This window comes from Paenibacillus castaneae (assembly GCF_002884445.1).
Classification (GTDB): domain Bacteria; phylum Bacillota; class Bacilli; order Paenibacillales; family Paenibacillaceae; genus Pristimantibacillus; species Pristimantibacillus castaneae.
In genome coordinates this window covers 3566103-3588240 of the sequence record NZ_KZ614144.1, presented here as the reverse complement: position 1 = coordinate 3588240, position 22138 = coordinate 3566103, and the positions used below count along the sequence as shown (strand labels likewise).

Below are 22138 nucleotides of genomic sequence, written 5' to 3'. Positions count from 1 at the left end.
CTGCATCGAAACAAAAACGCGATTGCTTGTAACATTTATGCTGTTCAAACGTGTATAGGAGACAGGAGGTTATTCTAATTGCATAACAGAGTGAGGGGGTGGCTGCTCCGAATAGTATAGATGAGCTTTATATGCTGTATATGAAGGATGTATATCGCTATTTGCTGTTCCTCTGCCACGACCACTTCACAGCGGAGGATATCGTTCAAGAAACCTTTTATAGAGCCTATTTGTATTTGGACAGCTATAAGGGCGAGAAGGTGAAGCCGTGGTTATTCCGCGTAGCGCATCATGCGCTTATTGATTACAAGCGGAAGGAGAAGCGAAGCAGCCCGCGGGAAGCAGCCTTTTTCGGCGGGTTAACCGATGGGATCACACCGGAGCTGCTGCTTATGAGACAGGAGCAGCGCAGTGAGCTGGACAACGCGGTATCCGCTCTTCCTGAGAAGCAAAAACAGGCGATGCTGCTGCATGATTGGCATGATCTGTCCTATCAGGAGTGTGCTGATATTATGGGTATCGGTTTGTCCTACTATAAGGTGCTATTGTTTCGGGCGAGGCAAACACTGCGTCGGCTAAATGAAGGAGGAACGGAGCATGAGTGAGAAATTTAAACAGCAATTAAAAGATTATGCAGACGGCAAGCTATCAACAGAAGAGCAGGCGGAGATTGAACGGGAAATCGCGAAGCTGGAAGCCTATCAAGAGCATATGGATGAACTGCTTCAAAGCGGCGGCCAAAAATCTAAGCCTCAGTCTGGTCAGGACGAACGTTCTATGGAGCTGAATCCGAAGAAAGCGAAGCAGCTGATGAAGCAAGGGAAGCGACGGGCTCGTTATTGGAGCGTGGGTACGGTGTTTGGCTTATTGCTGCTATTATCTATATTAAATTCGGCTTTCATCTCGCTATTCTATTCGGTTGGCACTCCAAATCGTATGGATATTTACCGTGATGTAATCAGATCGTCTTTTCAAGTAACGATCCCTAATTTTACTGTCTCATTAAGCAGCAGTCCATCAGGTATATTGGGTATGAAGTATTCGGGAACAATGACGAAGCAAATCGGCAGCGAATGGCTGTCCGTTGGAACGTATGCCCAATCCTTGAGGCTTAATCAAATGCTGGGATCGCCTTTAGATACCTATAGAGATGGAATTAGAAGCACGAATATGGTTTTTTATTTACCTGAAGCGATGAATACGGAAATGAGCGGGCAGGAATGGGCGAGATTAGAGAAGCTTCCTGAAGGCACGGTCGCTGAGGCTTTTGTTTCATTCGATCAATATTATAAGACAGATGCAGCTTTGAAGCTGTTCGAGGGCAAAGAGATGGACCCGCTGTGGCTTGCTGTTTACAAAGGGGAGCTGGAGAGTGGTGAGGATAGCCAATTTGCAACGCAGCCAATCGGGTTCCCCATTTCGCCGATGTGGCATTATTCGGACGGCAAGAGTGTCATAAAGGAAGAGAAAAAGAATGGCTGGTTCTCTTCTGAAAAATTAACCTTAACACGTTACCCAAGCATCAATTTGTACGGGGATGGTAAGCTTAGAGAGGATAATTTCAAGGATACGCTTCGTCTTTTACAGCGATATAAATCGGTTTCGAGAACAGTTGTTTTCCCTTCTACCATAAATCAGGCTCTAGATTATGTAGAAGCAAATGGGGTAAGCATCTATGGAATCGCCGTCACAGGCCCAGTGAAAGAAATTTTGAAGCTGCGGGAAGCGTCTTTTGTTAAGCAAATAAGGCTAGGCGAAGTACGGTTATGGAATTGGAATGAACAGACGGGAGCAGCTCTCAATAGTGAATAATGCTGCAGCATCATTTCAATGGCCATGAATGTGAGTTAAGAGTTTAAACGGAATGTGCAGCAAGTTGGATACGTACTGATTGGCAGAGGGCAGAGCTGAGGGATGAGAACTGGGAATTGAGAACTGAGAACTGAGTACTGAGTACAGAGTGAGTACTGAGTACTGAGGGATTTGAGCTTAGAGCCAAGAACAGAAAGCAGAGAGTAGAGAGTAGAGAGTAGAGAGTAGAGAGTAGAGAGTAGAGAGTAGAGAGTAGAGAGTAGAGAGTAGAGAGTAGAGAGCTAAATGCTAAGGGAAAACAGCTAATTGCTAACTACTATCTGTTAGTAGCTAGTTGAATGTGCAATGCGCACACGTAAATGGAATTCCTACAGCTAATATTGTTGCAGCAGTTTGTAATAAAGATATAAATGTAAATCCTCCCGCTAATTCAGTGTTAACCCCTGTAATTCACTGAAAATCGCCAAATTAACAGCATGATTTGCATCTAAAAGCACCAAAAAGGCATATAAATTCAAAATTAGCTGTAGTTTTTACAGTTTAGATAGTGAAATGGGGGATTTTGACGCATACGTATTCAGCAATGTGTAATCAATCCGATACGGTGACAAACAAAAATCCGCGGTCATAATGATCGCGGATTAAATGTTAGCTGCTAATTGTGTAAGCTAGTTCATATCGATTAAACGTTGTAGGAAGACTCATTCGTCTCTGTATTTGCGGTTGACGCGCGAATGTAGACGATGTAAGGTGTTAAAGATATGGCTAGAATGGTGGCAACGACCGATTTCAACGCGTCTCCAATTAGAAACGGATAAAACCATGCGACTAAAGCTTTCGGCAAGGAATAACCAGTTACATGCATTAGCCATGGCACGCCAGAAATATAAGCACATAGCGAGCTGAACAGCTCGAAAATGATAAAGAATAATATAAAAGCGATCATTTTATTTTGTTTAGCCCCTTTGAAGCGAAGCAAAGCTCCGACTGCAATGCTAACTAAGAGCGCGCAGAAGGGAAATGCAAATATAAAGCCAGCGGTTGGGCCGGTTAAGGTCGCAATACCGCCTTGACCGCTGAATAGGGGCAGCCCGATGGCTGTTAGCACAATCACGATTAAGATGCTGAGGAAAGCGTCGCGCGGTTTGAGGAAAAGCCCTGTTATGGCAACGGCGAGCGTCTGCAAGGTAAAAGGCAGAAATGAGCCGCCAAGCTTAATCGTAACAGCGCTCATGACGATAAATAAAGCAGCGAATAAAGCGATGAATACAAGTGATCGAATGTTGTTTTTTTGTGCCATTGAGTTAAACTCCTTTTTATAGTTGCGATTTTATTGTTAACAATTTATATTTGAATAAGGTTAACAAATCGAATTGTAGCATAAGGGATCGTTATGGGGAAGAGGCTGGGTGAAAAAATTTTGGAAGCTTTATGTTTAATAGAATTAAAAGAAATATCAGTAACACCTCCAGTGATGAATGAGCGCTTGCAGCCTCAGTCGATATTGAAGGATGTAAACATACGAGTACATAAAGGAGAATGGATAACCGTCATAGGCCGCAATGGAAGCGGGAAAAGCACGCTGGCTAAAGTGACGGCCGGACTTCGGATGGCTGGAGTAAAAGGCAAGCAGCTTAGAAACAAGGAGATTCTTGCCCACGGTAGGCAAATACCTATTGTTATGCAGCAGCCAGAAGCGTCTATGATTGGTGCTACGCCGTGGGAGGATGTTGTAATTATGCTGGAGCAAAATGGGGAGGATGCCGCCACAATTATCGAACGCGCTGAGCAAGCGCTGAAACTGGTTGGGATGGCTAGCCAGATGCATCAGTCCATCGAGACGCTGTCAGGCGGACAGATGCAGCTTGTTGCCATAGCCGGCTGCTTAGCTGTGGGCTCTCCCTTGCTTGTTCTTGATGAGGTTACTGCAATGCTTGATCCGGAAGCAGCATCCTTTGTCCTCAATCAGGTACGGGCTCTGCATCAATCCGGTATTACAGTCCTATGGATTACTCAAAAGCTGGAGGAGCTGCGTCCGGGAGATCGAATTTTTGCCGTAAATGAAGGCAGTATAGTGTATGACGGTGAAGCGGATGGGTGGTTCTCAAGGTCAGATGCGGGTGCAACGGATAGCTTATGCGAACGACTAGGCTTTGAGGCCCCTTACACGGCGCAGGTAGCTTGGTCACTTGAATCGCAAGGCATAAAGCTGAGACCGTTTCCTTTCACGGCTGAGATGCTGGCACAGGCGGTGAAGCGCTATGAACAATGATTGGAAGCTGAATGGTGTGTCGGTAAGTACCGGTGGAACGGATAAGAAGCAGCTGCTTAAGGATGTTCATATGACGTTCAAAGCAGGTCAGATTACGCTTCTTATCGGGCGCAACGGCGCGGGCAAATCTACTTTGCTTGAAACGATGGCAGGCTTGCGACACGTTGATGAAGGAGCTATTACGTTGGGTGATGCTCCGTTATGGCTTCCGAATCGCCGTAAGCAGAAGCTTAATCGACATGTGGCCTTGCAATATGGCATCTCTCTGCAAAGCTCGGAGTCGCAATGGTTTGCCTCGACTGTCAGGGAAGAGCTTCTTTATTCATTAAAGCCCTACAAGGTAGACGAGGAGAGTGCGAGCAAGCGGAAGGCGAAGGTTCTAGCTGAGGTCGGACTGCCCTTGGAGCTGCTGGAGCGTGACCCTTGGACGCTCAGCGGCGGGCAGCAGCGAAGGCTCTCACTCGCCTGCTTGCTGGCGTGTGAGCCGGATTGGCTGCTGCTCGATGAGCCGACGGCGGGGTTAGACGCCGTCGGTATTCGCCGCCTGTGCGCGGTGCTGGAAGCGCACAGGGCGGCGGGGCGCGGAGCGGTCGTGGCAACGCACGACCTCGATGCGCTGCTGCCGCTCGCGGACGCTGTCGCCGTAGTAAGCGGCGGCGTTGTCCGCGAAGCGGCTGCTGCTGCGGCGGTCGCGCAGTCAGCAGCAGCGCCGCAGGCGCTTCGCGCGCTGGCGGAGCTGCGCGCGGAGGCGGCTATGCCGCCGCAGGTGTCGGCGCCGCTGGGCAGCGGGGCGCCGTGGCCAGCGCCACAAGAGGTGGCGGCGGCTATTGCAGCGGAGCTGCATGCGCGCCCTAGACGCGAGACGGAAGCTGAAGCCGAAAAGCTCACTCTCACTCGGAAAGAGCTTCAATTGGCTGATTCGATGCCAGCTGATGAGATAGTTAAGGAATTATCCTCTGCACATGCAGGAGCTGAACTGCTGAGGTCGGATAAATTTGATCCTAGAGCGCTCGTCATTGTGTATATGATGCTTGCCACAAGCGTGCTTGCGCAGAATAGTGTTCTAGAAGTAGCGCTGAGCGCGATTATTTCATTACTGTTACTCATCCCATTTAGAAAGCTGATACGACCGTGGATGGGGGCTATTCGCGCCTATCTTATTATGATTGCTATTTTCAGCTTCATTGGCGGCATTGCCTTTGGTCCGCTCTCCTTCGATTGGGAAAAGGTGTGGCCGATCTGGATCCGATTCAGCAAGCTGCTGCTTATTATGCTGCTGGGCATGCCTATGCTCAAGCTCATGACACCGCTTAGACTGCAAAGAGCCATTGAACAAACGCTAGGCTGGTTGAAGCATCTGAAAGTACCGATTCATTCCTTTGCACTCATTGTAACACTCATATTTCGATTTATACCGCTGTTGACAGGGGAGTGGGAGAGGTTTGCAAAGCTGGCTCATGCGCGGGGGAAGGCATCGTCGTCTTTAAGAACCATTCCTATTTCGATGTTTCATGCCATTCTTATTCCATATGTTCGCTCGATTCTTCGTCTAGCTGAGCAGATGGCAGATGCGCTTGAAGCGCGCGGCTTCGGCTTAGCGTCGAGGAAGCCGGTTTATGGCTTCCGTCTACGCTTCAGCCGATCAGATGCCAAGCTTATAGGTATAGCTGCAATAGGCAGCCTATTGATTTTCTTGATTGCTGCCTTGCTCTAAAAGGGAGCGCACAAAAGGTATCCAACGACCATCCTCATCGGCAAGCAGTGTTCGCCAGCCAAGCGATGCTGCTTGCCGTATGTTTTTTTGTTGATCATCAACGAATAAAACGGTGCTCCCTGGCGGGAAATAAGCGGATAACAGCTTGAAAATAGCAAGATCAGGCTTCCGTATGCCTACTTCGCTCGATATCGTTATGCTTTTCAAGTAAGGCTGTATCGGTTTCACAATAGGCTCAACCCAAGAAGGCACATGATTGCTGAGGATATGGAGGTCTGCTATTAAACTCCATTCTTGTATTTTCTCAAGCGCTGGCAGCGGCTGGAGACTTGTATGTATAAATGCCCGAGCTTGCTCAGTGCTAAGGTGAGGTGTCCGCTGCTCCAGCCAAGCCCAGAACATCTCCTCTGAGATGCGGCCCGTCCATAGAGAGCCGCTCATTTGAGTTTTATAGTCAGCATATAAAACTTCTTCTGAAATGGCAGCCTTCTCAGTAAGCTGCTGCCAAAACAGGGGGGACAAATTGGTTGCCAGTACGCCTCCAATATCAAGTACAAGCTGCGGCCTGATCATCCTCCCACTTCCTTAGCGGGAGCTTTCTGAGTTGGCATATGCGTTTTGCGCTCCCGCATGGCCCACACCCACACAAGCAGCGCTGCACAAGCACCAAGCAGAGCTCCGAACAGGAATCCGCCGTTTAAGCCCCAGCTTTCATTAAGCCAGCCGGCGAGGAATGGGCCCGAGAACATTCCGATAGCATACAAGGCTTGATAGAGTCCCATCGCAGTAGCGCGACCAGGCAGCGCTACATCGCGAATGGCAAGACCTAGCAGCAGCGGCATATGCAGTCCTTGTGCGAAACCGTTAATAGCTTGCGTAGCGACGAGCACCCAGAATGAGTCGACAAATGCCATAGCTCCCGTACACATCATGCTTAGAACGAATCCAGCTCCAATGGTGCCCCAGTAACCGAAGCGGGGCATAAACCAGCGTGCTGTGACCAGAGAGGCGAAGGCATGAGGGAGCATAAAGGCAAACACAACGACCGTTAAACCAACTCCGCCGGCTCCTACTTCCTCCGCTTTCAACGGAGTAAACCCAAACATCGTAATAAAAAGAATGCCATGCGCTAATATGGAAAGCAGCGATACCTGAAGCAGTGTTTTTGTTTTTACGACATTTTTGATCATGGCGAAGGACATTCCCGGCTGTTCGCGTTTATCCAATTGCGGTTCTTTCAGCATGAAAGCAAGCAGCAGACCGATTCCCGCAATAACAGCTCCCATCGTAAAAGGGGTGTTCTCGCTGAAGCCTTCTGTCAGCCATCCGCTTAGAAGCATGCCGATCATTTGACCGGAAACGGTCATGACGCTAATATTTCCCATCGCTCGGCCGGTTTGTCCGGCACCGAAATAGCTGGCGTAAAGAACAGTAAAAGCGACCCAAGTAGAAGCGCAGACACCAGCCACCAATCGGCCAGCCAGCGGCCAGATCCACATTCCCGGTATGAGAAACAGCAGGCAGCTGGTTCCTGCAGTAAGCATGCCTATAATAATGAACGGCTTGCGCTTGCCCCATTTATCCGACAGAATGCCTAGCGGAAATCGAACGAACATTTGTACAAAGCCATAGCTTCCTAATACGATCCCGATAAGCTGCAGAGACATTCCCCGATCACTTAGATAGGGAGATAGAGTCGGAACGTATATGTACATTGAAGTCCAGTAAAGTAATGTTATGGTAGTAAAAAGCAGTTTTTGCGGGACAGGTATTGGATTCATAAAATTAGATATCTCCTTTCTCTATCACTTTAGCGCATTACTGCTTCCATTGTCACCTATATATTTGCCCTTATATGGAAACTTTCACTACTAACTGACGTATTAAACAAATGACCTTCCAATTGTAAAAGACGAACAATTCATGATGATGAGGTGAAGTTAGATGAAAGAAGAAAGACGTAAAAGCAACAAATGGGTTCGGGAAATTCGAGAGTGGGTATTATCCTTAGCTGTTGCGGTCATTGTGGCCATGCTGTTCCAGAATTATGTATATGCGCAATCAGAAGTGCAAAATGTATCCATGCAGAATACGCTAATTGCAGGCCAGCGTCTTATTGAAGACAAATGGTCCTACCATTTCAACGAGCCGCAGCATGGAGATATTGTCATTATTAAAGGACCGGAGAGCGAGCTTCGCCTGATTAAGAGAGTAGTGGCTGTGCCAGGCGATGTTATAGATATGCGTGACGGTGAAGTATATTTAAATGGCAAAAAGTCGGAAGAGCATTATGTGAAAGGGCAGACATTCGCGGGAAGCGTGGAAATGCCGTTTACTGTTCAACCCGGACAGCTGTTTGTAATGGGAGATAATCGGGAACACAGTATGGACAGCCGCGAGATAGGGCCTATTGCAAGATCGAGTATCGAAGGAAAAGCAGTATTTAGACTATGGCCAATCCCTAAGTTTGGCAAGCTCAATGAGTATTAGGGGACGGTAGCAGATGCCATTCACATTATCTCACCCTTTATTTGCAGCTCCGCTGAAAAAGGTTATGCCTTCTTTAAGCATAACGGGATTGATTCTGGGGAGCATGGCGCCGGACATCGAATATTTTATTGCGATGCAGCCGTTTCGCTCCAATGGTCATGCGCTTGAAGGCTTATTTCTGCTCGCGCTGCCAACGTGTATTGCATTTGCGATAGCCTTTCATTACATCATTAAACCGGCGCTTCCTCATATGCTCCCGAGCTTTGGGGGAATTAATCGATTTGCAGCGGATTCTTTACGTTCGTGGCGTTTGGCCGCTCCTTTAGATTGGCTGTTCTTTTTGCTTTCTGTGTGCATTGGCTTTTACTCCCACGTCTTCATGGATAATTGGACGCATAGCGGCGGCTGGTTTGTACAAAGGCTGCCTTTTTTAACGACAAAGGTGGCTGGTGATGAAATCTATCATATTCTTCAGCTATCCTTGTCTGTTATTGGCTTAGCTGTGCCAGCATTATATATCGTTTACTGCTGGTTTCGGTGGCGAAAGAATGGCGATAAGCAGCAAAGCCGTACGGTGGCCTCTTCATTAGATAAGCCGTATTGGCTGCTGCTTGTATTTTTTTCATGTTTGTTTTTTATAGGTAAGCTTATTTTATCAGGACAATATTTTTCAATAAGCATTTGGGCTGTAGCACCGCTGAGTGCATTTCTTTTGAGCCTTTATATGGTCGCGATGTTATACTGGACTATTCAATCCCAAAAAATAACGATAGGTATTTGGTTTGTTTTTGTCTTCTTTACCGTTATTGCGGCTTACAAGCTATTGACTAATCAGATGTCTTTTTCCTTGCCTCTGTGGTCAGCATACATTTGGATATTGTCGACCATTCTAGTATTAAGTGCTTTAGTATGCAAGCCATGTGAGAAAGCAGCAAAAGAGTAACCACACTAATAGTTAATGGCGTTAAATATTAATTCCATTAACCAAAAACGTAATAATTTCGTAAGAAAAGGATATTAAATCGTTTAGAAATAGCCTTTATGATAACGGTAGACTCCACAATTTAAGTTTTTGCGAGGCGTGAGCAAATTGTCCATACGAGTGAAGCTGTACATGTCTTACCTGGCAATGGTATTTGTCCCAATTATTTTGATGAGTGTATTTATGTTATTTATTTTTAGCGCGGGCGGATTAAAGGATGTTCGTCATTATTTGGACAATGAGCAGAATGAAACCTATTTGCAAGCGCTTGTGTACGGTGAATTGTCCTATGTGCTGCGCAACAATGCTGGAGAATTGGAGAAACAGGAGTACGTTACAGAAATTCAAGATAGGCTCGGAGAATTGTGGGCAGGATTGCTAATATCACGTGACGGTGAGATCACTTCAGTCGCTCCTTTCCTGCAGCAAGCCTCGCCGCATGAAGACTGGAAGCAGTTATTAGAAGAGCCTCCCAAAGCGGCGGCCTTTAATTCCTTCCGCTATGAAACAAGTGAAATGAATTTGACCTATCCGGATGGTGGCGAGGGCAAAGCCGTGTTATTGAGAAGAATTGACACGGTGCCTATATATTGGCGCCCGGTTGGAACCTTATTCAGCTTAGCTTTCATTTGCTTGACGAGTCTGCTGTTGACTTACTTCGTTTCACGAAGCATTATTCGTCCGATTAAGAAGCTTGAAGCTGCTGCTCTCCAGATTAAGGATGGTGATCTGACGCATAAGGTCGTAGCGACAACGAGGGGGGAAATCGGTCAGCTCAGTATTGCATTCGAGGATATGAGGGTGAGACTTAAGCATTCCATAGACCAAAGCCTGCAGTATGAAGAAAACCGCAAAATGCTCCTCTCTCATATTTCACATGATTTAAAAACTCCGATATCTGCGATAAAAGGTTATGTAGAGGGCATTATGGATGGAATTGCAAATACGGACGAGAAGCGCATTCGATATATGGAGACCATTTATCGGAAAGCATCTGACATGGACCAACTCATTGATGAATTATTTCTATTCTCAAAGCTGGATCTGCAAACTGTTGCATTTGACTTTAAAGTGATCGATATGAGCCGTTATATGGAGCATTTTCTGGATGAGCAGCGTTTTGACTTGGAGAAATCCGGGGTACGGCTTATTTATGAGAATTCGGGAATGCATCCGACCATGATTGCTGCAGACCCTGATAAACTAAGCAGGGTGCTTACTAATATTTTGAACAATTGTATCAAATATATGGGGCAGCAGTTAGAGGAGAGCAGGAAAGAGATTCATGTACGATTGAAGGAGCTGGATGAGCATATTCTAGTGGAAATCGAAGATTCGGGTCCTGGAATTGAAAAAGAGGATTTACCGTACATTTTCGATCGCTTCTATCGCGCAGAGCAATCACGAAATTCTGAAACAGGCGGCAGCGGTCTCGGTCTAGCAATTGTCAAACAAATTATTGAAGGGCATGGCGGCATGGTATGGGCGGAAAATGCAGAGAAGAGTGGTGCGAGGTTCTGTATGAAGCTTCCTAAATCAATGCTCGTCAAGGCGGTGGATGATCATGAAGAGCATACTAATCATTGAAGACGAGAAAGCCATCGCTGAGCTTGAACGCGATTATCTGGAAAGCTATGGTTATACAGTGGAGCTTGAAGGCAGGGGCGATATTGGCTTAAAAAAAGCGCTGGAGGAACAATATGATCTGATTGTTCTGGACGTCATGCTGCCGAAAATAGACGGCTTTGAAATCTGCAGGCAAATTAGACAAACGAGCAATATCCCTATTCTGATGGTCACTGCAAAAAAAGAGGATATCGACAAAATTAGAGGCCTTGGCCTAGGGGCAGATGATTATATTACAAAGCCTTTTAGTCCAAGTGAATTAGTTGCACGCGTGAAAGCACATTTGGCACGTTATGAGCGGCTGACTGCAGATAAAGCAGAGCGCGATGAATCGATTCGCATACGCGGGCTGGTTATTGACAAGCCTTCTCGGCGAGTCATGATTCATGAGAAGGAAGCGATGCTAACTTCTAAAGAGTATGAGCTGCTGCTGCTGCTGGCTTCTCACCCTAACCGGGTGTTCGAGAAGGAAGAATTGTTCGAGCGGATTTGGGGTGTTGATTCCAATGGCGACGCAGCTACGGTCACGGTTCATATTCGGAGGCTGCGCGAGAAGATTGAGCATGACCCGTCTAATCCCCAATACATCGACACAATTTGGGGAGTAGGCTACCGTTTCAAAGTATAGATAGATAATGAGGAGTGGGACACATTGAAGAGCATTATACGTTTTTCGCTTAATAACAAATTTGCTTTATGGATTTTGACATTGCTTGTATTGTTTGCTGGATTGTATTCAGGCATGAATATGAAGATGGAGACGATACCTGATATTACGGTGCCGATTGTTAGCGTCATGACGGTATATCCCGGTGCTGCACCTGAAGAGATTATGGAGAAGGTTACGAAGCCGATCGAGCAGCGGACACGTAATTTGAAAGGCGTTAACGTCATTAGCTCCACATCCTATGAGAATGCTTCTTCGGTTATCATTGAATATACATATGAGACCGATATGGATAAAGCAGCAGCGGAAGTAACCAAAGTGCTCTCAGAGATTACTTTCCCGAAAGGCGTACAGAACCCATCGGTATCGCGTATTAGTCTGAATGCTTTCCCGGTACTAGCACTCAGCTTGTCTAACGACAATTTGAATCTGGAGCAGCTTACGAAGGAAGTACAAGACAATGTACTGCCTCGTTTGCAAGGCATTGATGGTGTAGCCAGCATTCAAATATCCGGTCAAAATGTAAGGGAAGGCGAGCTTGCATTCAAACAGGATAAGATGGCGCAAATGGGCATGACCGAAGATATGGTCAAAGGGATCATTCAAGCCTCAGCACTATCCGTACCGCTTGGCATATTTGAATTTGGCGACACGGAGAAGGCCATTGTCGTAGACGGCAATATTAGTACCGAGGATGACTTGAACAACCTGATTATTATGCCGGGCGTCAAGCTCAGGGATATTGCTGATTTGAGCATAGTAGGCAAGGCAGAGTCAATTTCCCGTACAAACGGCAAAGATGCAATTGGACTGAATGTGGTGAAATCCGCTGATTCCAACACAGTAGACGTCGTTAACAAGGTCAAGGAAGAAATAAAAAAGCTTGAGAATGGGAACGAAGGCTTGTCCATTGTTACAACTCTGGATCAAGGAAAACCAATTGAAGATTCCGTACACACGATGTTAAGCAAAGCGATCATCGGCGCGTTGTTCGCTGTCATTATCATTATGATATTCTTGCGTGACATTCGTTCGACTATTATAGCTGTTGTATCGATCCCGTTGTCTATTCTTATTGCGCTCTTAATATTGAGCCGCATGAACATTACGCTTAACATTATGACTCTTGGCGCAATGACCGTCGCGATCGGCAGGGTTATCGATGACTCCATTGTCGTTATCGAGAACGTATACCGGCGGATGGCTCTCTCAACCGAGAAGCTTAAGGGCAAGGAATTAATTCTGGATGCTACTCGTGAAATGTTTGTGCCAATATTGGCATCAACGCTTGTTACGATAGCGGTATTCTTGCCGCTTGCACTAGTAACGGGAATGATTGGTGAAATTTTCCTACCTTTCGCATTAACGATCGTATTTGCTCTCTTGGCTTCACTATTGGTTGCCATTACGGTAGTTCCTATGCTGGCGCATATGATGTTCCGTAAAGGAATGAAACCAGGAAAAGCAAAAAGTCATGATAAGCCGAGCCGTTTGGCTGAATGGTATAAAGATGTGCTTCGCTGGTCTCTTAGCCATAAATTAATCGCTTTTGGATTGGCAGTCATTATGCTAGTCGGCAGTTTGTTCATTGTTCCTGTCATCGGAGCCAGCTTCCTAGGCAGTGAAGAAGAGAAAACGATGGTCGTTTCCTACAATCCAGCACCAGGCGAAACACTTGAACAAGTAGAGAAGATGGCGCTCGAAGCGGAGAAACAGCTTCTTGATCGCAATGGTATTGCAGTTGTCCAATATGCGGTTGGCGGACAAAATCCGTTTAGCCCAGGCGCATCGAAGCAAGCTTTGTTTAACCTCAGCTATAAAGAAGATTTCAAAGATTTCACAGTGGAGAAAGAAAAAATTATTCCATTGCTTCAGGAGCTAGGCGGCAAAGGCGAGTGGAAGCAGCAGGATTTCTCAGGCGGCGCTCTTGGCGGATCGGGAGTATCCATGCTTGTATACGGACCGGATATGAAGTCGCTTAAGCCTGTCGTTGACGAGTTGATGGCGAAAATTTCAGAAAATAGTAATTTGAAAAATATCGATTCCAGCTTGAATGCATCATACGAGCAATATCGGTTAGTCGCTAATCAAGAGAAGCTTAGTCAGAATGGCCTGACTGCAGGGCAAATTGCGATGGCATTAAGTCCAGTTCGCGAACGTCCGCTGCTGACGACAATTGAGAAGAACGGTGAAGAATTTAACGTTTATGTGAAGGTAGATACAAAAACATATACGAATAAAGCGGATTTGGAAAATGTGAAAATCAAGTCACCGCTTGGTACAGAAGTTGCCATTAAAGATTTGGTAACAATCGAAGAAGGCGAGTCGCCTAACACGATTACAAGACGTGATGATCGTATTTATGCACAAGTGTCTGCTGATATAACCGTTTCTGATGTTTCAAAAGTATCCAAAGAGCTTCAAGCAACGATTGACGATATGAAGCTACCATCAGGCGTTGACATCGACATGGGCGGTGTAACGGAGCAAATCAAGGAATCGTTCACGCAGCTTGGCCTAGCCATACTTGCAGCAATTGCGGTTGTATATCTCGTACTCGTTATTACTTTCGGCGGCGCATTAACACCGTTCGCCATCTTATTCTCGCTTCCGTTTACGGTTATCGGAGCTTTGGTAGGACTACTTATTGCAGGTGAAACGTTGAGTGTAACAGCATTGATTGGTGCGCTCATGCTAATCGGCATCGTCGTTACGAATGCGATCGTGCTGATCGACCGCGTTATTCAGAAAGAGAAAGAAGGCTTGTCTATCCGTGATTCATTGATTGAAGCTGCGGGAACAAGACTTCGCCCGATCCTAATGACTGCGATTGCGACTGTCGGCGCTCTGCTGCCGCTCGCATTCGGCTTCGAATCTGGCGGTCTGATCTCTAAAGGAATGGCGGTAACGGTAATTGGCGGTTTGACGAGCTCAACATTGCTCACGCTCATTATTGTGCCAGTCGTATATGAATTTCTGCACCGCAAGAAGAAACCGAGCGCTGCCGAAAACGTGTAATATAAGCTTTGTGTAAATAGTTCAGAATAGAAAGCTGTCTCAAAGGTCCATGACCTAGAGGCAGCTTTCTTTTTTGTGGGGAAGGAACTATTGTAATCTTGATTGCGTCTAATTATTATAATCATTGTATGAATATGGAAGCGGGAAGAATCGTGAATAGAAATTATATTAAAAGAAGGAGTAGGTATCATGATTTCGTATAGGGAGTTATTAATAAATGACATCCATCACATTGAAGACATAGATCGATCTGAAACGATTACGTATATTTATAAATTAAAGGGCGGAGAGCTGCAGGAGCTGCAAGCATCCCATGAATGTCCAAGCTGGGATAAAGAAGCGATTATTGAGCTTAAGGAACGGCTTCTATATGAGCTGGTAAGTGGAGGCAAGGCAATAGGCGCTTTTGAAGCGGATCGCATGGTTGGTTTTGGCGTGCTTGCCCATCCATTCAGAGGCGCGGAACAAAACCAGCTTCAAATAGATTTGATGTATGTGTCCAAAGCATTTAGAAGAATGGGGATCGGAACTGAGATTTTGAATCAATTAAGTGACGAGGCGCGAAAAAGAGGAGCAGCATACTTGTATATTTCATCAACAGAAACGCAGTCAGCTGTCTTCTTTTATAAGAGCAATGGCAGCCAGATTACGAATGAAGTCGATCCAGAGCTATTCGAAAAAGAGCCTTTGGATATTCATATGTTAAAAAAACTATAGGGGGTATTATTTTGCCAAATAAATTACTTGGTGCAGCAGCGATTATTTTGGATGCTGAAGGACGAGTTCTGTTAGTAAAACACAGCTACGGAAAAAATAATTGGGATCTTCCTGGAGGGAAATCGGAAAAGAATGAATCAGCAGAGGAAACTGCGAAGAGAGAGGTGCTGGAGGAAACAGGACTTGAAGTCACAGTAGAACAATTAACCGGCATTTACTATGACCCCAGCAATGATATGCATCATTTTGTTTTCATTTCAAATAACGTCCATAATCAAGAACCGATACCAAGCTCGCCGGAGATTTTGGCATGCAAATATTACTCTATTGATGATCTTCCTAAGCCTATTAGCGACTTCACTTATAATCGCATTCAGGATGCATTAAATAATGACAGGCAGCACCTATTCCACGTAATAGGGCCGCGGCAGTGGATGGAATAGAAGAGCGATGATGAGTTCATGCATCGTTACTACTTATTGATCTTGATTACTGATGGAGGAAGCCATTGTCCGTAAAGCACGCTTGTCTGCGGCCAATACAATCTAATCACGAGATTAAATGATCCCAATGGCGCTGGCAGCCAGTTCGATTCATTATCTTTGCCAGGCGATGTGCTTTGGATGACAAAATCAAGAGATCCATCCGCATTGAAATGAAGATTATCAAGGTGTGGACTCAGCGCATAACGGTTAATTTCATTTTCAACCAGAAATCCATCGGAATTATATAAGGTAACAGACCAAAAAGCATGGACAGGAGGTAATTGCTCAGGGAGGAAATGAATCCGGTACATATTATGACCATCCAATAAATGGCCTGCATTATCGACAAAAGAATAACCATATACAGCATCCTGTGGAATATTGCCTAAAAATAGCCTATCTGCGGCTACCGCTCGATAGATGTAATTTGTACCGTAATTTCCGACGTTGTTGAGCAGAATGCTCCAACCGTTTACTTCATTATGACGAAAAACTTCATCGCCTGCTGCTGAAATGGCCTGTAAACCAACCTGAGCAGCTTTTGATAAAGTTGTTTGTATGGTTGGACTTAAATCGTAGTAATTAAAGGATGAGCTTGGCATAAGACCCAGCGTACGAAGCTTAATCGTTATCTCCGGAGACTGAATGGCAGAATAAGGCGGATTTTTTGCCATCAATGACATGAGTAATGTGAAGAATACGGCGGCATCCATAGAACCTACAATATCCTTCGGAGATTGCTTGCTATTGATCCGTTCATCTAACATACCTTTGGAGCTTGACGGAAATAGAGGTGTTAATGTGTAACCACGCTGAATGGTGTGTACGATGGGATAATCTTTTGGACCGTCAGTTTGAGTGCGGCCAGCAATTAAGGCAGTATTTGTAGGAGCATAAATGACGGGAATATTCGGCGGAAGAGAGCCATGCCAGCTGGGTCCTGCAATAACAAAATACTGTTCGCTTGTACCGGTTGTACGCGAGCCTATAGAAGAAAATACGTTGGAGTAAGCATCAAGCATGGACAAAAGATAATATTTACCGTTGGTATCAGGTACATGCAGGAGCAATGGCCCATCCGTCAGGTCAAGCCAAGCAGGTGAATAAAGGGTATCTACATTAGGCCTAACTACTAATTTGAACTCGGGAGTGGATAATGTCTGTTGATGATAAAATAGGTTCTTTTGCATCATGCTTGCCAAACCAGTCCTTCTAGTTATGTTCATCAAAAGGACAGGAAATCCATATACATATGCTTCTAGAGCGTAGCTATTCAGTGTTGATTCTGTTATTTGATTTGTTGCAATCATTTGCGAATTCGTATAATATACGCCATTAAAATGAGGTTTCAATATGAAATATCCTCCTAGACAGAGCATGTTGGTTAGGCTATGAACTACATTTTATGCAAGCGGCGCGCGATATGCGACCGATTGGCGATCAAGCAGGAGGTGAAGATTTAATGATAGATTTATGTTTAGTCCCCTATGAAGAAAAAACAGTCCTATCTAACTTAATTCAGTTATATCGATATGATAGCAGTGAATTTGATGGACATGTGTTGACCGATCATGGGTTCTATTTATATAAATATTTGGACCACCAATGGACGGATGAATATCGCAGACCCTTTATTGTAAAAGTAGATGGGGAAATCGCAGGGTTCGCTTTGGTTAGTCTTGATGTTCCTAAACAGAATATGAAATTAAGTTCAGCCGAGAAAACAAACACAATAGGAGATTTCTTTATTATGCGGAAGTATAGACGCAAGGGAGTGGGCAAAGAGGTTGCAGAATCGTTGTTTGATCAATTTCGCGGTACTTGGGAGATCAGACAAACCATTGGCAATAAGAATGCTTATGCATTTTGGAAAAAAATAATAACAAATTATAAAAGCGATAACTCGTATCAAGAGAAATTGATACAGAATGAGAGCTGGAATGGACCTGTGTTTGTATTCCAATCGTAAAAATTAAAAAACCAGCCTGTTCCTAAAACGGAACGGACTGGTTTGAGTCATTTATTGCTTTTAGCCAGCAACTAGTTAGGAATTACTGTACTGTCATCGGAAGTTACAACTACAATACTCGCATTCGTGATGCCTGGAAGCGATCTCGTCATGATTGGAGAGTGGTAGGCGATAATTTTCATGCCAGCTTTCAATTCAGAATCTCCGCCAACTACTGAGATTACTTTGGTGACTTCTGTGATGTTGAGAATCACATCATTAGTAGTGGATTGGTCAGAACCTACATTGACATAGACTTGACCTTCTGAAACAAGATCTGATGCCATAATAGTACCTTCCACTTTATTAGTTTCTGTTTCTTTCACAATGATTTTTGTGGCACTCGTTTGAGCGGGGTAGATCATCGTCATGACTTCACCATAGTAGGCATCAACTCGAACATCGGATTTCAATGCATCCCGCGTCAGAGGGCTGCCATCCTGATTGACGATTTGAGTGTCCTCAGTCACGGTTAGAATGACGTGATTCACGCCACCTTTCTCCATCGGCTGCCCAACCACTGTAATCTTGTTTTCTGCTGCATTTATAATAATACCGTCTGTACCGGGAGCATCCTCATGACCGTTCTCATCAGCAGACGTGTTCACAATCACATAGTTTGTTGTCGATTGAGGCGGGATGCTCATCGTTACGGCAGGACCATAAAATGATTTGAGGCTCATGCCAGCTTTGATATCACTAGCTTTGATTGCTTTGCCGTTTTGGTCAAAAATCTGAGTCTTGTCAGCAAAGTGCAAAACAATGGTCTCCTCGTTCGAATTATAGATATCTGTACCGGTAACGACAATGCCGTTTTCTTTCACTTCGGATACTTTACCTTCAATTCCAGTAAAGCTGTAGTCTTGAACGACCAGCGTTAATGCTGTTCCGCGTGCTGGAAGGCTTTTTGTAATATTAGCTCCGTAAAATGCTTTTACAACCAATTTCTCATCCATGATCGTTTTTAAAGGTACTCTTTGACCTTTGGCATTATATATTTTAGTATCTTTGGTAATTGCAAGAATAATTTCGCTTTGATCGATCGGAGCTAGGCCACGACCCTTAACGGTAATGAATTTACCTGTTTTGTCATTTACGAAATCTGTAATTTGGCCCATAGTCGCAGGTACAATCTTCGCTTGATTCATAATCAGTCCTTGTCCATTTTGACTTGTCGGGGGTGGAACGTCCTGAGCACTTGCTGCCATCGGCATAGCTGCCATCGCTAGAATAGATGTTGCTGCTAACATTTTGTGAATTTTTTTCATTTGTCATTCCTCCATTTGCCGCTTCATGCTGCGTATTGTCTTACATAGTTCTAGACGACTCAAATTTTTGGTATGTTGCACCAATCACATAAATTTTATTGACGAGAGAAGGGTTTTAGTTGTCTGCCAATTATTTATTTGCGCCACATGAAGCGTATGATATGATTTTATTTCTGAATGCCGTCTCAGATAACTCTTTCTACAACCAGCATTATCTGGACGTTAGACAAAGCTGGGAACCGCGACTTGGAGATCAAGGATTAAAGCTGATTAATGAGGTTTGCAGCAAGATGTCAATGTCTTATCTATGTACATATTTATCCGCATACGGGGTCAAAACGCTGGATGATATCATAACGGTGTTGCAAAACTATTCCATACATGCGAAGGACGATCATCTAATAGCGGATCATTGGCAATTACTTTCCGATTGTTTTCAAATATTAAAAGAAGCAGGTCTTCCTATAGCTTGGAACCAAAGAGTCAAGCCTTATTTACAAGATATTGCTGAACAATATGAGATGATTATGGAGAAGGTTTATCCCTTACATAAGCTGGAACGAACGTTAACCATATTTCTTGCTGCTGAGCATCCGATCTGTTCTACGGTTTATTTCGCTGCCTATATTAAACCGATAGCTTTTCAATTGCCAAACGGCGCGATGGTCATGCATGCTGGGCCTCATGGCTATATGCATTTACCGAAACATGTATTTCGTCTTTGTTTGCACGAATCTTTACACGGATTCCCCGGATCGGGACAAGCGCTGAAGCAGCAAGATGAGCTTTTGAAGTCGAACAAACAATTTAAACAACAATATGACGAGCTTATTGTGAATTATCATAGCGGGCCTGAAGAATATATTGTTGTTGGAGCAGAAGCTTATTTGAGTGAGAAATTAATGCTGAGAACGCAAGAAGATTGTATTTCATATTTGAAAAGCCAAAATGGCGGTATGCCATTATCTTTGGCGATATATGAGCGATTACGAGAAACAAACCCAGAGAATGGGTATAATTGGTGTGGGTATGGCAAATGGCTTGAAAAAGAGCTGCTTACATTGAAAATGTAAATCGTTTTTAATTACCTTCCCATAAGTAAAATCGCTTCTATAACCGCATGACTAGGCAGAATAGAATGGAAAGGAGAAAAATGGTGGAGTATGAAAGTAAAAACCATATTCATTTTGTTATTTTCCATAATGGTTGTCATTGTAACGATTATTTTTCAGTTATCATCAAAGCAAAAAATATCTTCTCAAGAAATTGAAGACAGCAGCAAAAGGAACAATATTTGTAAAGGGAAACGAAGGAAAGGTTGAACAGGTACAGATTATTGCTTCGATTGAGATTGACCCTAATGATTGGGGTGGTGTCGCTTTCTATATTCCTCCCAAATGGCATATTTCCAACATCATGATCAGTTATCCCGAAAATAAAACGCAATCAAAACCTGCTGACTATGTAGCAACGTGGACTACTGCGGATACGGAAAACGAATGGAAAGCTTGGATTGAAGTGGGAAGAGATCGCAGTTATAGACCAACGGGAGGCGGCACAGGAACTGTCGTCAACGCATCGACAGCAGCATTGCAATCATTTGATCACAATTTCCGGGTTAGCTTGTAGAATTTCTTCGGTAGCTGACCAGAGCCTTGGAAGGAACTCAATAACGTCTCTAGCACGCCTTGTTAAATCGCTTGAAGAGGAAATTCCTAGGTCGGCTACTGCTGCTTTGAAGGCAGGGATATATGCATTCTGCACCTCGATTGGAGCGTCTGCGGCCAGAATCTTGTGAGAGCGAGCAAAAGTCGCAATGATCCAGAAAACGGCTTCTCGGTGGAAGCCTGCGCGAATGAGTTCACGGCTCCCATCAATAGCGATCGGACGAGCAGCAGCAGTAATATCCGTGCTGAAGAAAAATAGTGTTTTGGATATGGCAGCAGCTGCATCAAATGTTCGGGCGAGCTCATTAAGATGATGCTCAACAAGCTGTGGAGATAGCTTGGAACATCCAACCAGTTCAAGAAGCTCCTCATAAAGATTGGTTTGCTTGTATTTGATTAACACTTCACGAACTGCTAGGTAGCGAAGTCTCACAGTGGGGTTTCGAAGCGCTGCTACGAGCAGCACATGAGTTGTCACGCTGGCTGGGAACAGCCACGCCGTCACTTGGTCATGAAACGGGGCAGAACTATCAATGGCATGCAGTCCATTCTCAATCCTCTCCCGAGCGTTCTCGCATCTGCGACGTACCCATTCCATCTCCTTAAAGTGGCTAGATACTTGTGAATATAAGCTTCGCAGATGACCGGTCGGGTCAGCAATAATGGTATCTACTTGGAAGCTCCCAGCCAGATGGTAGGATGCTAATACATCTTCGACTGTCGCTAGCTGACCCCAAGACAGATAGGTCACCTCAATAAGCACACCACGGTAAATGAACTTCCCAAGCTTAAGAGGAGGTACATCATGCTTGGTAACGATTACAATATCGATATCGGAAGCCGCTGGCATTTCCATATCATCAGTCATTCGTATGGTAGAGCCGCTGTAATAAGCTCCCATATATTCAGGCTCGCGACTTGCGATTTGTATGACCCACTCTGACGCTTTTGAACGGGCATATGCTACTTTCATATGTATCATCCTCCATATTACCAAGCTTAACCTTAGAATAGATACGTCTGGATGATTCCATCATATAATAAAGAACATGGAAAAAGAAATCTCAAAAAAAAGCCTTCATTAAGAAGGCTCCTTAGCTAAACGTTGTTTTAGATACATAATTAAAGAATAAAGCTGGAGATGAAGTTCTTGATTTGACTCAGAAAAAGGTGACTCGTTTAAACCATGAGCATCTCTTCTGAGCAGTTCTCTATTCAATTTCGAAATATTGTCAGTCAATGTTTTATTATCCCAAGCTTCTATTATAGGATTCATTTTCGGATGTTTTTCATGTTCAATATTATTAAACTCCTTAAAAGCTGGATTGAACATGAATTCTGCAAAAGAAATTTTATCTGTAACCTTAGACACGAAATTGCACCTGCTTTTTTCTTTAAATTATATCATGATC

21 protein-coding genes are annotated in these 22138 nt (G+C 44.5%); 14 read left to right on the top strand and 7 right to left on the bottom strand.

The features are described 5' to 3' along the window. The first annotated feature begins 98 nt into the window (after positions 1-98). Positions 99-605: a sigma-70 family RNA polymerase sigma factor gene (locus CEF13_RS16265; protein ID WP_244917086.1), complete on the top strand. Its 507-nt coding sequence runs from the start codon at positions 99-101 to the stop codon at positions 603-605. Next, complete coding sequence (locus CEF13_RS16260; RefSeq protein WP_166742717.1) at positions 598-1812, top strand: anti-sigma factor C-terminal domain-containing protein; 1215 nt, start codon at positions 598-600, stop codon at positions 1810-1812. Before CEF13_RS16265 ends, CEF13_RS16260 begins: the two co-directional genes overlap by 8 nt. A 682-nt stretch (positions 1813-2494) precedes the next feature. Here the strand turns inward: CEF13_RS16260 and CEF13_RS16255 are convergent. Then, positions 2495-3112, bottom strand: coding sequence for a biotin transporter BioY (locus CEF13_RS16255; protein ID WP_102712013.1), 618 nt, complete (start codon positions 3110-3112; stop codon positions 2495-2497). Between the two features lie 93 nt (positions 3113-3205). Here CEF13_RS16255 and CEF13_RS16250 point away from each other — a divergent pair, with 93 nt between their 5' ends. Both CEF13_RS16250 and CEF13_RS16245 read left to right on the top strand, forming a co-directional pair. Next, entirely contained in the window at positions 3206-4084 is an 879-nt protein-coding gene (locus CEF13_RS16250; protein ID WP_102712011.1) for an energy-coupling factor ABC transporter ATP-binding protein, read from the top strand. Then, the gene (locus tag CEF13_RS16245; protein WP_102712009.1) at positions 4074-5798 is read left to right on the top strand and encodes an ATP-binding cassette domain-containing protein; all 1725 of its coding nucleotides are present in this window, start codon (positions 4074-4076) and stop codon (positions 5796-5798) included. The genes CEF13_RS16250 and CEF13_RS16245 overlap by 11 nt, the downstream gene beginning before the upstream one ends. Here the strand turns inward: CEF13_RS16245 and CEF13_RS16240 are convergent. Both CEF13_RS16240 and CEF13_RS16235 read right to left on the bottom strand, forming a co-directional pair. After that, positions 5766-6371: an HAD family hydrolase gene (locus CEF13_RS16240; RefSeq protein WP_102712007.1), complete on the bottom strand. Its 606-nt coding sequence runs from the start codon at positions 6369-6371 to the stop codon at positions 5766-5768. The two genes, CEF13_RS16245 and CEF13_RS16240, sit on opposite strands and share 33 nt — an antisense overlap. Beyond that, positions 6368-7579 carry an MFS transporter gene (locus CEF13_RS16235; protein WP_102712005.1) on the bottom strand — a complete coding sequence of 404 codons (1212 nt, stop codon included), beginning with the start codon at positions 7577-7579 and terminating at the stop codon, positions 6368-6370. The genes CEF13_RS16240 and CEF13_RS16235 overlap by 4 nt, the downstream gene beginning before the upstream one ends. A 163-nt stretch (positions 7580-7742) precedes the next feature. On the opposite strand from CEF13_RS16235, the gene lepB reads away from it, so the two are divergent. The 7 genes from lepB to CEF13_RS16200 all read left to right on the top strand — a co-directional run bounded on the left by lepB (position 7743) and on the right by CEF13_RS16200 (position 15741). Beyond that, positions 7743-8288, top strand: coding sequence for a signal peptidase I (gene lepB / locus CEF13_RS16230; RefSeq protein WP_102712003.1), 546 nt, complete (start codon positions 7743-7745; stop codon positions 8286-8288). 13 nt (positions 8289-8301) lie between these two features. After that, complete coding sequence (locus CEF13_RS16225; protein ID WP_102712001.1) at positions 8302-9231, top strand: DUF4184 family protein; 930 nt, start codon at positions 8302-8304, stop codon at positions 9229-9231. A gap of 222 nt (positions 9232-9453) precedes the next feature. Continuing rightward, positions 9454-10857, top strand: coding sequence for a sensor histidine kinase (locus CEF13_RS16220; RefSeq protein ID WP_170067042.1), 1404 nt, complete (start codon positions 9454-9456; stop codon positions 10855-10857). Further along, the gene (locus CEF13_RS16215; RefSeq protein ID WP_102711997.1) at positions 10835-11524 is read left to right on the top strand and encodes a response regulator transcription factor; all 690 of its coding nucleotides are present in this window, start codon (positions 10835-10837) and stop codon (positions 11522-11524) included. The genes CEF13_RS16220 and CEF13_RS16215 overlap by 23 nt, the downstream gene beginning before the upstream one ends. Positions 11525-11548: 24 nt before the next feature. Then, positions 11549-14581 carry an efflux RND transporter permease subunit gene (locus CEF13_RS16210; RefSeq protein WP_102711995.1) on the top strand — a complete coding sequence of 1011 codons (3033 nt, stop codon included), beginning with the start codon at positions 11549-11551 and terminating at the stop codon, positions 14579-14581. Positions 14582-14770: 189 nt separating this feature from the next. Then, positions 14771-15298 carry a GNAT family N-acetyltransferase gene (locus CEF13_RS16205; protein ID WP_102711993.1) on the top strand — a complete coding sequence of 176 codons (528 nt, stop codon included), beginning with the start codon at positions 14771-14773 and terminating at the stop codon, positions 15296-15298. Between the two features lie 11 nt (positions 15299-15309). Next, a complete protein-coding gene (locus CEF13_RS16200; RefSeq protein ID WP_166742715.1) occupies positions 15310-15741 on the top strand; it encodes an NUDIX domain-containing protein in 432 nt (143 codons plus the stop codon). A gap of 29 nt (positions 15742-15770) precedes the next feature. Here the strand turns inward: CEF13_RS16200 and CEF13_RS16195 are convergent, their stop codons facing one another. Beyond that, the gene (locus CEF13_RS16195) at positions 15771-17135 is read right to left on the bottom strand and encodes a DUF1254 domain-containing protein (RefSeq protein WP_166742714.1); all 1365 of its coding nucleotides are present in this window, start codon (positions 17133-17135) and stop codon (positions 15771-15773) included. A gap of 110 nt (positions 17136-17245) precedes the next feature. On the opposite strand from CEF13_RS16195, the gene CEF13_RS16190 reads away from it, so the two are divergent. Continuing rightward, positions 17246-17752 (top strand): GNAT family N-acetyltransferase, encoded by a 507-nt coding sequence (locus CEF13_RS16190; RefSeq protein ID WP_244917085.1) that lies wholly within the window; start codon positions 17246-17248, stop codon positions 17750-17752. A 71-nt stretch (positions 17753-17823) separates the two neighbouring features. Here the strand turns inward: CEF13_RS16190 and CEF13_RS16185 are convergent, their stop codons facing one another. Continuing rightward, on the bottom strand, positions 17824-19059 hold the full coding sequence (locus CEF13_RS16185) for a peptidase (protein ID WP_102711987.1): 1236 nt from the start codon (positions 19057-19059) through the stop codon (positions 17824-17826). A 119-nt stretch (positions 19060-19178) separates the two neighbouring features. On the opposite strand from CEF13_RS16185, the gene CEF13_RS16180 reads away from it, so the two are divergent. Both CEF13_RS16180 and CEF13_RS16175 read left to right on the top strand, forming a co-directional pair. Beyond that, positions 19179-20132, top strand: coding sequence for a hypothetical protein (locus CEF13_RS16180; RefSeq protein ID WP_102711985.1), 954 nt, complete (start codon positions 19179-19181; stop codon positions 20130-20132). A 193-nt stretch (positions 20133-20325) separates the two neighbouring features. Then, on the top strand, positions 20326-20688 hold the full coding sequence (locus tag CEF13_RS16175) for a hypothetical protein (RefSeq protein WP_102711983.1): 363 nt from the start codon (positions 20326-20328) through the stop codon (positions 20686-20688). Here the strand turns inward: CEF13_RS16175 and CEF13_RS16170 are convergent. Together CEF13_RS16170 and CEF13_RS16165 are read right to left on the bottom strand one after the other, a co-directional pair. Beyond that, complete coding sequence (locus tag CEF13_RS16170) at positions 20656-21699, bottom strand: hypothetical protein (RefSeq protein ID WP_102711981.1); 1044 nt, start codon at positions 21697-21699, stop codon at positions 20656-20658. The genes CEF13_RS16175 and CEF13_RS16170 overlap by 33 nt on opposite strands. 108 nt (positions 21700-21807) lie before the next feature. Next, positions 21808-22098, bottom strand: a complete 291-nt coding sequence (locus CEF13_RS16165) for a hypothetical protein (RefSeq protein ID WP_102711979.1) — start codon at positions 22096-22098, stop codon at positions 21808-21810. Between the last annotated feature and the right edge of the window lie 40 nt (positions 22099-22138).